The sequence below is a fragment of the Campylobacter concisus UNSWCS genome, from assembly GCF_000466685.1.
Classification (GTDB): domain Bacteria; phylum Campylobacterota; class Campylobacteria; order Campylobacterales; family Campylobacteraceae; genus Campylobacter_A; species Campylobacter_A concisus_A.
On sequence record NZ_ANNG01000057.1, the window covers coordinates 1 to 11,307 of the forward strand.

An 11,307-nucleotide genomic window follows, 5' to 3' on the forward strand; every position below is an offset into this window, starting at 1 on the left:
TGGACATAGATGACGACGGCACGCTTAGGCTATGGTTTGATTAAAAATTTAAAGGGCTTTAAGCCCTTTAAAGAGCGTTTTAAATTATTTTAACGCTCTTTAAAAGGTTTAATTTAAGGAAAGACGGTTTGACAACTAAACAAAAAATTCACCTCAATAATCTACACGCAAACAAGAGAGCATTGTATCAAGCTAAACTTAATAATGTTCTAAGCTACGATCTTAGTTTTTACCGCTTTAAAAACGGCAAGCTAAACGTATCTAAGCTAGCTAGGTGTAGTGGTTTAAGCCGTGGATTTTTAGAAAAACATTTATGGTTTAGAGGCTTATAAAATGAGCAAAAAAGAAGAAATTTATAGAAAGCAGCTTTTGGCGATCATCCATACGCACCCGTTTTATAAACACGCAAAACAAAATGACGCATGGGAAGAATTTTTAAGTGCTTGGGACGTAAAAAGCTGCGCGCAGTTAAAAATAAAAGAGCTTATAAATTTAATAGCCGTTATGGATGGTAAAGATAATCCAAAGTCCAGCACAGCAGAGTTTGCAACGCAAAGTCAAATATATGCCATAAAATCTCTTTGGCAAAGAGTGGCTAATGATAAAAGCGACAAGGCCTTGCTATTTTTCATAAAGCGGATAACTAAAAATTTATACCTAAAAATAGAGTATATAAAAAAGAGAGAGGCCTCAAAAACGCTTATAGTTTTAAAAAAGATGGAGAATAAATAAAATGCTTTGTCCTAAATGCGCATGCGAAAAAACGAGCGTTTTAAAAACGATTAAGGGACTAAAAAATATAAGAATGAGAAGATGTGAGGGCTGTGGATATAGCTGGATGACCGAAGAAAAGCCCATAAAAGATAAAGAACTAATAGAATACGCCGAATATATAGAGCGCATCGAAGGTAAAATGGTAAAGTAAAAGGAAAAATCAAAACGGGAACCCGCCGTAAGGCAGGGTTTTAGGGGTTTTGAAAGGGCGTAGCCCTTCATCGAAAGGCGGAATTACTTCCGCCGCGAAGTAAAGAAAGCAAAGGTAAAAAATGAGATTTTTAAAAGCCTTAACTAGATATAAGATATTAAAAACAAGCGATCAAGCGGAAATTTTACTACAAAACTATACCGCTGCGCAGATCGAAAAGCTAGAAATCATAACGGCCGAAATTTTAGCTATTAGCACCGAAAATACGGACAAAGAAACCCTAAAAAAGCTACTTTTAAATAAAGCCAAAAGTGCAAACATAGATGTGCTTCCTAGCGATCTTGAAAATTTATATATCATCTTATCCAAAAGAGCGCTAAAAAAAGTGGCCGAAAGCATGAATAAAACTCTAGCGTTCGTATTTGACGAGATAGATGCGGATGCAGTGGAGGCGATGAGAAAGAGCTTTTACTGGATGGGCAAAGAGTATAACGAAAATCTGCAAAGCAGGCTAAAAGATAAGATCGAGGGCGTTTTTAAAGGCGAGATAGAGCTTGATGAGATCGGCGCAGAGCTAAAGAGGGAATTTGGCTCTATAATAAGCGCGGATGAGAGTTATTTTAAGGGAGTGAGCGATCATATAGCATTGCAGGCTAGAAACATCGCTACCGTAACGCAGGGGACTAAATACGGCGTAAAATATTATAAAATTTTAGCTATTATGGACGCTAGAACGACACAAATTTGCCGCTCGATGCACGGGCGCATAATCCCAGCCACACATCTTGAAGCACAAGCGGAAAAAATACTAAACGCAAATAGCCTAGCTAGCAAAAAAGCGGCCGCAGCGTGGAGAAGTGAAGCGTATTTAGGCAAAAGCGATAAAATGGATAGTAATTTTGGACTTCCACCTTATCACTTTCGCTGCCGCACGGAAGCCATACCGGTATGGGTTGATGAAGAAGAGATAGATGGCGTAAAGATGAGAAATACGCAACCGCTTTACGAAAACGAGATTATAAAACATATAGATAAAATGGGTGTTGAGAGATATGCAAACAAAAAGACTTACAATCACTCTGTAAGTTCATCAAAAAGAAACGTAAGCCCAGCAGATACTATAAAAGCACTCAACTCTATCTTAAAGATAGCTCCACACAGAGGACATGCAAACAGAAGCGTAGCTGTAAGCCAAAACGGCTATTTTATGGTGTTTGATGGTGATTATTTATATAATATATTTAAACCGAGCGATAATCTGGAAAGATATTTTAAAAGAAGCGCGGTTTTAGATAAAGCGGAGATTATAAAATGGAAATTTGCAATATTTGCCTAGGTAACGGCTGGACGATAGAGAGTGCTAAAAACGCCAGTTTGGGTAAAGGTATGGAGATTGAATTTTTTGCTCAATTTGAAGTGCTTAATGATGATATTACCTGGATTTATGACATTGTCCTCCCAAGCGATGAGGCTATAAGTGAATGTAAAAAGATCGCTATGTTTAATAAAACTTGTAAGTTTGTTGTCTATGATCTTGATAAAAGTGGCGACAATTGGATAAAAAAAGAGAGTTTTAGCGGTACTTTCATAGACGCATTAGAATACATAAAAGAAAATTTTAAAGTATAAAATGAAAGATATTGACAAATATTTAAAAGACTTCCTTTTTAGAGTGGGTTCGGGCGTAGCGCAGGTCGCCAAAGAAAAAACAGCACCTATAAGAACAGGCAATCTCAAAAGAGATATAAGGGTGTTTGAGGCAACCGCCAGCGAGGTAACAGTAGGCAATACCCTAAAAGCAAAATACGCCAAATACGTCCACGGCGGCACGAGAGCGCACGTAATAAAACCCAAAAATAAAAAAGCTTTAGCCAATAAAAAGGCGGGGTTATTTTTTGGTAAAAAGGTAAAACACCCCAGCATAAAGGCAAATCCATATCTGTTAAACGCTTGGAATATCTATAAAAACGGCGGTTTAAAAAGAGCAAGCGATGAGCTAGCGCAAAATGTAGGCAAAGAGATAGTAAAAGAGATAAAAGTGATTTTAAAAAATTAATAAAACATAGTTACTCTGTCGCATCTCCAACAAAAAGACTTTGTTTGATATATTCGCCTTCAAAATTTTGTCTACTATCTATAAGATTATGAATTTCAACCAAATCTAACCATTTCGGTGCAGGTGCAGGCAGTATTTTTAAATCCTCAAGCTCCTTGTTTGCGCTTTTAAGCATAACACTGCGATGCGTTATGGCCTTTCCGTTTATCGCATAAACATCAAAGCCCCCGAATTTATTCGTCGCGGTATCGTCTACGACGTAAACTCCGCCTTGCGTATGATCGCCCCCCGCTTCAAAACATTTTATAAACAAATAGCCCTTATATTGCGTGTGGGCACACCTTACTGGGTTGTATTTTTTGTAATAAAATATATACATATTTGTAAGAAGCTCTTCGTATTTTTCTATATCTGCCTTAATATTTTCATCTTTGCTTTCACATCCGCAAAATACAAACATACCCATAAGTAAAATAACCAAAAACCTTTTCATGCCACCCCTCTCTTTTGTCAAGTAAGCTTATTTTGGTTAAAAAAATTATATCAAATTTTTAAATAATATACGCCTTGCCTCTTTTGTCCCTTACCTTTTCAAAGTAGCTAAGCGCGAGAGCTAGCGCCCAAAAGCGGTCTGCGTGGCCGTGTTCGTTTCGGTCGCTATCGTAAATAAAGCTTTTAGCGCCCGCTTTTCGCTTTATAGCGTGAAGATCGGCTATTAATGCCGGGTCGTTTGGGATGATTATGCTTTTATCTTCAAAGTGCTTTTTTAAATTTAGCGCCATAGCCTCTTTGCTACTTTGCGTAAAATAGACCCCTTGCACCCTTGAAGGAAAGCGCCTTTTTACCTTTTCGGCTACGCTCATGCCAATACCGGTTTTATCTATCTTTTGCATAGCCAAAGGATTGAAACGTAAAAAGTCGATGAGTAAATTTTCTTGCGCTTCAAAGCTTGCTTTGGCGATAACATCTAGCACGCTTAGCTTCTTTACACCGCCTTCGTCGTATACGGCTATATGAGCCGATCTATCTTTCGTGCGGCCGACGTCAAATCCCGCATATTGCGGGACACTTTTAGCTGGAAGTGCTGGCGCATAGTCTTTTATACAACTTTTTATAAGCTCCACGCTTAAAAGCGCATTTTCGTCGTCTATGAATTGGCACTCGTACGCGCTAGCCCACGTATCGGCGTCAAAAAGATCCCGCATAGTTTCAAGATCGAAATTTAGTCCGTCCTCTATGGCTCTATAAATATCTACTCTATGCCTCGAAAACATATAGTATTTTGTTTCGTTGTCGAATAGCTCGTGAAATAGCGAATTCTCTTCAAACGGCGTAGATAGGATAGTGAGGCGACCTGCTACCGCACCGATTGAGGGCACGAAAGCATGCCAGATTCGCTTTTGATTTGGATACCACGCAAACTCGTCCATCCAAATATCGCCCGTAAAACCTTGCACTGTGCGGAAGTTATGAGCCATAACTCTAATCGTAGCGCCGCTATCTAGGCTCTTTTCGTATTCGCTATTTTTAACGAAAAATATACCGAATTTCTCGGCCCATCCGTCTAGGTAGTTCATTAAAATCCTAGCTTGCTCTTCGCTCGCGCTCAAAAACAGCTGATTACGACCCGCAACGGCTCCAAGCAGTGCATCAAGGCTTGAGGCGTATGAAAAACCTATTTGGCGGGATTTTAGTACGATACGAAACTGAGACGTGTCATTGATAAAATCTTTTTGATAACCGTAAAGCCCGCCCTCATCCATAGCTTTAGCCTTTAGGCTTTCATAGTCTGCGTTCATTATAGTGGTAGGCTTTTTCTTATTTTTTACCTTAGCCTCTTTTGCCTTTTGGCCTTCAAGACGAGATAAAGACGCGGAGAGCATCGCTATTTGTTTTGCTTTGCTGTCGCTGCTTTTGCCTTTGCTAAGCTGGGCGATTTGAGCTTTTAAATTTTGAGTGGTTAGGCGGCCTTGTTTATCCTCTTTGCCTTTCCAACGCGACAGAGTAGATACGTCGATCTTGTATTCTTTACTAATTTCAGACAACGAGTATCCAGAGGAGATTAAATTTAAAACGAGTTCTTTCGTCTGCTTAGAATACGCCATTTATTCATCCTCCAAACAAGAGCGCATAAAATCAAGCGTAAAATCAAAATTTAGTATATCAACGCCCCGCTCATCCGTGGCATCTACGCTTGAGTTTTTAAAATTTAAAAGAGGAGTTAGACCCATAAGCTCTTTTAATACAACCTCTCCGGCGCTAATGGGAACAATAACGGTCAAGACGGCTTTATACTGCGCATGATTAAGTGCGCTTCTTTCGGAAACGAAAATTTTAAAATCGTCCTCGTGCTTTAAAATTAATTTTTCGCAAAACGCAATTAGCTCTTTTTCGGTCTTGATATTCTCTACTTCCATACTCTCTCCTTAAACAGCGGCATAAAAATATCCGCTCGTATTTTTCTTTGTCGTAAGTTTGTAAAATTTATCCATCCAATACTCCTCCCACTGCTTAACGTCTTTAAAAGTGTCTAAGCTTTCGTCGTATTCATTTGCGCGCTGCTGGATTTTAAGCCAAAGCTTCTGTCCTAAAAGCGCTAAGGTATAAAAAGCGGCGGCTTTTGTTTTGCTCGCCTCTTCTACGGCGTATTTGCCTATCTGAGACTCTGCCATTTCTATATACGGTATTATCTCGTCGTCGGTTATCATTTTTAATTTGTTATAGCGTCTAATTTCATCTATGATATTTTGCATCTTATTTTCCTTATTTATTTTATACTCTGCTCTGCTTTGTTTGAGCGATTAAACAAGTTCTAAAATCATATACACTTCGCTCAAAGTCGCAGAGTCGGATACATCGCTCGCATCGCGTTGATATGCTCGCTCACTGGTTTTTGGCATAAACGCAAAGCAGTTTGCATTTATGCTTCGCCTTTGGCTAGCAACCAAAAACCACCTTCAAAACGCTTCAAAACGGCTTCAATTTCAAAGAACGTATTTTAAAGATACGTTTGCATTGTTTTAGTATTAAAACGGCTCAAAACGCTTTATTTGTTATAACCCAAAATTCCGCGCGCTTCGTTTAGACTAATTATGCCGCTGCTTACCAGTCCGGCTACCAGCTCTCCGTCGTCTTTAAAGTTGCTTACATCGATAGGCTTAAGCTTGATAGGATAGCCGATACTATCGAAAAACCACTCTATTTGCTCTTGTTTTGGGATGATCGTAAGCTCATTAAAGCTGTGCAGCTGTCCGGTTACCTCTCCGCTGCCTCCAAGCTGTCCGGCAGTCATTACTCCTACCATTCTAGGTGGTACTCCGTGCGCGGCTATAATTTCGTCCCTATTTAGGTTTTTAAGCTTTTCAAAACTAATATCGCTTACCTTGCTTAGATCCTCGATACGCACTTTCGCATTCTCGCCGTTTGCGGTTAAAACCAATGTTTTGTGCGCATTGCCCGCCCCTTTAAAATTTGAGCCGAAAAATTCTTTAAAGGCGTTAAGCTGCATCTCATCAGGCTCTGAATTTTCAAAGATTATGGCCGTATCGGCTCGGGCGGAGTTTTCAAAAAAGGCGTTATTAAAGCTATCGGCTTTTTGATTGGTTAGAATTGAGAGCATGGCTGCCAAATAATCAGGCTCTCCGTAAAATCTAGAGTTTGGAGAATAATAATATAAGTGTTTTGCGTTAAGCGCTATTGATTTATTGTTTTTTACTTGAAATATTTCTTTGTTTTCGTTTACTCTAGCTTCGATAGAGGGAAGTATATAAAGGTTTTTACCCGCAATTTCAACAAAAGCATTTCCAAAAATTTCAAGATTTAATATAAACGCATATAAAAAATCTTTGGGCGTCATAACGCCACCTTCAAGCTTTGAGCCATCTTCTATATTAGACAACAGTGATGCTTTTAATTGCACGGCTCGCCTGTGATAGGTATTGGCGTAAAAAAGACTTAGCAATCTATCAAAGCTAAAAAACGGCTCTATTAAGCCTTGTGAGTCTTTGCTTTCTTCAGTAAGCTGTGCGCTACCTTGCGCTGCTTTAAAAATTCTATCCATATTTATCCTAAAAATTTTTAATCCAATTCTACGATAAAGATTTTTCGCTTTCTAGCAAGATAAGACATATATGTCTTATTTAGGTTTTTTAAAATCTTATTTTTGGCGAAAATGGCGGAAAAAATAAGGAGTAAGCAGTGGCTAGAGAGATAACCGATATGCAAATCAAGTTAATTTCGCTGGTATCAGCAGGTGCTAACAATAAAAAAATTATCTACAAAAATGAGAATTTTAACGAGCTATTAAGAGTCGATTTTAAAAAGAGCGATGCAGAACAAGGAGTTGTTTATGGGATAGTTTATGCCCCAGACGAAGTGGATACTCAAGGAGATTTTGCAAATGCTGATGAAATCAAAAGGGCTGCTTATAACTTTATGAAGAGATCGGACCTTAGCTACTGTATAGATGTAAATCATAATTTTAATATAGCAGACGCCTATATATGCGAAAGCTGGATAGTAAAAAGCAAAGATGAATTCTTTAATGAAGAGGGAGCGTGGGCGGTAGGCATCAAAATAGAAGATGAGGAGCTGCGAGAGATGATAAAAAACGGAACGATAACTGGACTATCAATGTATGGCAGTGGAGTGATAAAGGGGAGCGAAAAAGAAGATGTCACAAAAGGCGGCGTGATAGCGGCGCTAAAAGAGTTTTTCGGCTCAAGCGAAAATTTTAAAAAAGAAAGTTCAAACAACAAAGGAGAAACGATGGATGAAAATAGAGTTGCCGAGCTTGTAAAAGCTGGCATTAGTGCAAATGAGGCAAAACTTGAAACGCTTGAAAAATCGGTAAGCGAGCTAACCGCTAAACTTGACGCGATAACAAGCGAGTTAAGCAAATCAAAACAAGACGTAACGATCGAAAAAACGCAAAATCACGCAAGCAAAGGAATACTATAATGGACGGATTAAACGATATTTTAAAAGGCTCTATGAATGCCACTAACGTTACTCTCTCGGGCTCACTTACACCTGAGCAATCGCATAATTTTATAGACGTTATTAAGCAAAATAACGGCTTTTTGCAAAAAATCCATACTGAAAAAATGGGTAGACTTACTAAAGAGCTCGACGCATGGGACGTAGCAAAAGGAATTTTGGTGCGTGTAGCCAGCGGCGAAAAACCAAATGACTCACAAAGATCGGCTTTAAGCAAAGTAGGTGCAAAGCTAGATGCCAAAAGCGTTCAGCTATTTTCTCGTATCTTGCAAGACGCACTAGAAGACAATAAGTCAAATCCTAATTTCGAAAAAGAGACTTTTGACGCGTTTGCTAAGGCTTTCGGTAACGATTTGGCACTTCTTGGCTTTATAGGAGAGAGCGATACTTACGACGGAACTTTTAAGACGCTACATAAAGGCTGGCTACAAGTAGTCAAGGACTCTAGCGACGCAGTTAAATTAACCTATGCAGCATCAGAAAAGGTATCAAATAGACTGAGTGCATTAGTTGGATCCATAGACCCGGACATCGTAAGCGAAGCTAGGATTTTGATAAACCCTTCCGACGTTCAAGAATACAACAAAGAGCTAAGCGCACTAAATTCGCCGCTTCATCTCGTTCAAGGCGGAGCCAACCAAATACTTGGCATTCCATTTGAAATAACTCCTCTTATGCCAAAAGGCACTTATCTAGCTACTCCACTTAAAAACTTAGTTTTAGGAGTAGTTTTAGACATCCGTCGTAACCGCTGGTATGACGCTGAAGAGCGAGCCTTAAAATACGTATTTGATGTATTTACTGATTATGAAGTAGTCGTTAAAAAATGGGCTAGCCTTATGAGTAAGGCATAAAGGAGCGAGCATGAGGTATATAGCAAAAGGCAATATATGCGTAAAGGGAAATTTCGTTAAAGAGGGTGAGACAATCACCCTTAATCAAAACGAAGCTAAAAAGTATTTGGACTCCTCAATGATAGAGGTTTTTGAAGAAAATGACTCAAATACACAGTTGCAAGATCAGGACAAATCCTCTGATCAAGACGATAATTTGGAGTCAAAAGAAGAGTGATCGAGGTCAAAATGTCATTAAAAGAAAATATAAAAGAGAACGAAGGCTTTAAAAGCTACGTATATAAAGATACTTTGGGCTTTGATACTGTCGGATATGGCTTTAAGGTTTCATCTCTTAGTAAAGACGAACTCTTTTTAAATGGCGGCAAGGCTGAGCCTATGAGTAAAGCGGCAGCAGATCAAATTTTAGAGATGAAGCTAATTAAGCTTGCCTCTAGCGTTTGTGAGGCATTTCCTTGGCTAGAAGACAAGCCAAAAAATGTCCAAGACGTGGTAATAGAAATGTGTTATCAAATGGGCGTACCAGGCGTGAAAAAGTTTGTTACCACTCTTAATTTCATAAAGTCTGGCGAATATGAGGCAGCCTACAAAAATGGCCTAAATAGCCTTTGGGCAAAACAAACGCCAAACCGTGCAAAGAAGGTGTTAAGTGGGTTACTTAACTTCGCGGGCGAGTAAAACCCGCCCTTGCGAGCAGGGTTTAGCACCCTGCACCCGCACTGAAGACATACATCGCTACTCGCGATGCGAATTAAGGAATAAAAATGTTTGCAAATAAATTTCTCTTTATGGGTTTTGCATTAGCTGCACTTTTAGGTTTTGCTTGCGTAAATTTGTTCCTCGAAAATTCAAGGCTAGAAGGCGTAAATTCCGTCTTGGATAAAGATATTAGGGATCTAAAAGAGAAAAACGAGCGACTAACCAAGGACTACACTACAGTCAAAAACAATCTAAGTGCCTGCGATACAGCTCTTGCTTCACAAAACGAAGCTATAAAGGCTGCTACGGTAAAGATCGACGATACCCCATCAAAAGAGGCCGAGAGAATAAAGAAGATCTACGTCAAAGATAAAAGTTGCGAAAGCGAGCTTGCAGCATATAAGGAGCTGTTTAAATGAGAATATTAGTGTTCTTTATGGCGCTCATTCTACTTTTTTCAGGCTGTGCAGATAAACAAGTGCCTGAGCCTAAGGTTGTATATAAAGAAAAATACATGCCCATAAAATGCAACGCCAAAATGCCACTAAAACCAAAAAATGATGGCACGTTTGAGACGGACAAGAAGATTGCTGTTTATTACCGCGACTGCGAAAGAAAACTAAAAAAATGTCTTGGAATAAAGGAAGAAGATGGAAAATAGCCTAGATTTTGGCAATGAGATAAGAGAGACAGCTGGATTAATAAATTTAGCTGGATCATGGGGGTTAAATGAATTTATCGTCTTTATGGCGATTTTTGGTTTTATCGGTTTTGTGGTGGTCTTTTTGCTGCTTAGTAGATATACGAGCAAAAACACTGATTTGATGATCGATGTGGTCAATAAAAATAGTGAAGCGATAAATAAACAAAGCAGCGCCACTGAAAAGCTAAGCGATATTTTAGCAGCAAATTTTGCCATAAATAAAGAGAAGCTTAATGAAATACATGAAGATGTAAAAGAGATCAAGCATAGCGTAAAGTATACGAGAATGCCAAGAAATAAAAAATTTAGCGAGCATATAAATGATTGAAGTTGGAATTATAAGTGAAGTAAGAGCAGACCGTGCAAAAGTTGCCATTGGTTCGATGGTAACTGATTTTTTGCCGGTATTTCAAGCACATACCAACTCTTATGCAGTGAGCTTTTCACCAATACGCGTAGGAGAGCAAGTGCTAGTGCTACCTGTGCATGATGAGCTAAACTCAGGTGTGGTGCTTCGTGGGCTTTATCAAAGTTCTCACAAAACTGATGCAACTGATAAGAAAGTACATATAAGCTTTGAAGATGGCATAAAGATGAGCTATGACAGCTCTAGCTCTTGCCTTGAAATTTCATCTCCAAAGCTTATAAACATAACTTGTGGTAACGCAAATGTAAAGGCTAAGAATGTGATGGTGGAGGCCAGCGACACAACTATAAAAAGCGGGGATATCAAGCTGCTCGGCAATACACTCATTGAAGGGTCAATAAATACAGCAGGAAGCGGTGGTGGTAGTGGTAGCTTTGAGATAAATGGAGATGTAAGGATCACTGGCTCAATCACAGCAGGTGGTAATGCAAACTTTGGCGGCAGTGTAAGTGATGGGCGTGGTAATCTAAGCGATCATACAAATAACGGACTTGCGAGGGATTAATGATGAAATATCTCATTGATATAGAAAATTCTATCAAAGACATACTCCTAACTCCGCTTGGCTCGCGGGTTATGTTGCCGGAATACGGCAGTCGCTTGTTCGAGCTAATAGACCGCAAGGTAGACGACGAGTTTAGGGCC

19 protein-coding genes are annotated in these 11,307 nt (G+C 39.2%); 13 read left to right on the forward strand and 6 right to left on the reverse strand.

Translation table 11 applies throughout. The features are described from left to right. The first annotated feature begins 333 nt into the window (after nt 1-333). From UNSWCS_RS11570 to UNSWCS_RS09910, 4 genes are all read left to right on the forward strand, one after another. A complete protein-coding gene (locus tag UNSWCS_RS11570) occupies nt 334-732 on the forward strand; it encodes a phage protein GemA/Gp16 family protein (RefSeq protein ID WP_021088388.1) in 399 nt (132 codons plus the stop codon). Nucleotides 733-1,046: 314 nt separating this feature from the next. Beyond that, nucleotides 1,047-2,261: a hypothetical protein gene (locus UNSWCS_RS09900; protein ID WP_021088396.1), complete on the forward strand. Its 1,215-nt coding sequence runs from the start codon at nt 1,047-1,049 to the stop codon at nt 2,259-2,261. Next, nucleotides 2,237-2,554 carry a hypothetical protein gene (locus UNSWCS_RS09905; protein ID WP_021088397.1) on the forward strand — a complete coding sequence of 106 codons (318 nt, stop codon included), beginning with the start codon at nt 2,237-2,239 and terminating at the stop codon, nt 2,552-2,554. The genes UNSWCS_RS09900 and UNSWCS_RS09905 overlap by 25 nt, the downstream gene beginning before the upstream one ends. A 1-nt stretch (nt 2,555) precedes the next feature. Beyond that, the gene (locus tag UNSWCS_RS09910; protein ID WP_021088402.1) at nt 2,556-2,981 is read left to right on the forward strand and encodes an HK97 gp10 family phage protein; all 426 of its coding nucleotides are present in this window, start codon (nt 2,556-2,558) and stop codon (nt 2,979-2,981) included. Nucleotides 2,982-2,991: 10 nt separating this feature from the next. Here the strand turns inward: UNSWCS_RS09910 and UNSWCS_RS09915 are convergent, their stop codons facing one another. From UNSWCS_RS09915 to UNSWCS_RS09935, 6 genes are all read right to left on the reverse strand, one after another. Further along, nucleotides 2,992-3,474: a hypothetical protein gene (locus UNSWCS_RS09915; RefSeq protein WP_021088394.1), complete on the reverse strand. Its 483-nt coding sequence runs from the start codon at nt 3,472-3,474 to the stop codon at nt 2,992-2,994. Between the two features lie 58 nt (nt 3,475-3,532). After that, on the reverse strand, nt 3,533-5,086 hold the full coding sequence (locus UNSWCS_RS09920; protein ID WP_021088395.1) for a terminase large subunit domain-containing protein: 1,554 nt from the start codon (nt 5,084-5,086) through the stop codon (nt 3,533-3,535). Continuing rightward, nucleotides 5,087-5,398 carry a hypothetical protein gene (locus UNSWCS_RS09925; RefSeq protein ID WP_021088398.1) on the reverse strand — a complete coding sequence of 104 codons (312 nt, stop codon included), beginning with the start codon at nt 5,396-5,398 and terminating at the stop codon, nt 5,087-5,089. Nucleotides 5,399-5,407: 9 nt separating this feature from the next. Then, nucleotides 5,408-5,734 (reverse strand): hypothetical protein, encoded by a 327-nt coding sequence (locus UNSWCS_RS09930; protein WP_021088387.1) that lies wholly within the window; start codon nt 5,732-5,734, stop codon nt 5,408-5,410. A gap of 48 nt (nt 5,735-5,782) precedes the next feature. Next, entirely contained in the window at nt 5,783-5,929 is a 147-nt protein-coding gene (locus UNSWCS_RS12025) for a hypothetical protein (protein ID WP_002942392.1), read from the reverse strand. A gap of 98 nt (nt 5,930-6,027) precedes the next feature. Then, a complete protein-coding gene (locus tag UNSWCS_RS09935) occupies nt 6,028-7,041 on the reverse strand; it encodes a phage portal protein (protein ID WP_021088403.1) in 1,014 nt (337 codons plus the stop codon). Between the two features lie 137 nt (nt 7,042-7,178). On the opposite strand from UNSWCS_RS09935, the gene UNSWCS_RS09940 reads away from it, so the two are divergent. From UNSWCS_RS09940 to UNSWCS_RS09980, 9 genes are all read left to right on the forward strand, one after another. Then, nucleotides 7,179-7,940, forward strand: a complete 762-nt coding sequence (locus UNSWCS_RS09940; RefSeq protein ID WP_021088399.1) for an XkdF-like putative serine protease domain-containing protein — start codon at nt 7,179-7,181, stop codon at nt 7,938-7,940. Beyond that, on the forward strand, nt 7,940-8,833 hold the full coding sequence (locus UNSWCS_RS09945) for a phage major capsid protein (RefSeq protein ID WP_021088401.1): 894 nt from the start codon (nt 7,940-7,942) through the stop codon (nt 8,831-8,833). The genes UNSWCS_RS09940 and UNSWCS_RS09945 overlap by 1 nt, the downstream gene beginning before the upstream one ends. A gap of 10 nt (nt 8,834-8,843) precedes the next feature. Continuing rightward, the gene (locus tag UNSWCS_RS09950) at nt 8,844-9,050 is read left to right on the forward strand and encodes a hypothetical protein (protein WP_021088391.1); all 207 of its coding nucleotides are present in this window, start codon (nt 8,844-8,846) and stop codon (nt 9,048-9,050) included. Nucleotides 9,051-9,061: 11 nt separating this feature from the next. Continuing rightward, nucleotides 9,062-9,511, forward strand: a complete 450-nt coding sequence (locus UNSWCS_RS09955; RefSeq protein ID WP_035143921.1) for a glycoside hydrolase family protein — start codon at nt 9,062-9,064, stop codon at nt 9,509-9,511. Nucleotides 9,512-9,597: 86 nt separating this feature from the next. Beyond that, on the forward strand, nt 9,598-9,951 hold the full coding sequence (locus UNSWCS_RS09960; protein ID WP_021088400.1) for a hypothetical protein: 354 nt from the start codon (nt 9,598-9,600) through the stop codon (nt 9,949-9,951). Next, entirely contained in the window at nt 9,948-10,193 is a 246-nt protein-coding gene (locus tag UNSWCS_RS09965; protein WP_035143916.1) for a hypothetical protein, read from the forward strand. Before UNSWCS_RS09960 ends, UNSWCS_RS09965 begins: the two co-directional genes overlap by 4 nt. Then, the gene (locus tag UNSWCS_RS09970; protein WP_021088386.1) at nt 10,183-10,563 is read left to right on the forward strand and encodes a hypothetical protein; all 381 of its coding nucleotides are present in this window, start codon (nt 10,183-10,185) and stop codon (nt 10,561-10,563) included. Before UNSWCS_RS09965 ends, UNSWCS_RS09970 begins: the two co-directional genes overlap by 11 nt. Beyond that, complete coding sequence (locus UNSWCS_RS09975; protein WP_035143917.1) at nt 10,556-11,167, forward strand: phage baseplate assembly protein V; 612 nt, start codon at nt 10,556-10,558, stop codon at nt 11,165-11,167. The genes UNSWCS_RS09970 and UNSWCS_RS09975 overlap by 8 nt, the downstream gene beginning before the upstream one ends. 2 nt (nt 11,168-11,169) lie before the next feature. After that, the coding region (locus tag UNSWCS_RS09980; protein WP_035143918.1) for a GPW/gp25 family protein at nt 11,170-11,307 on the forward strand (138 nt) is incomplete at its 3' end.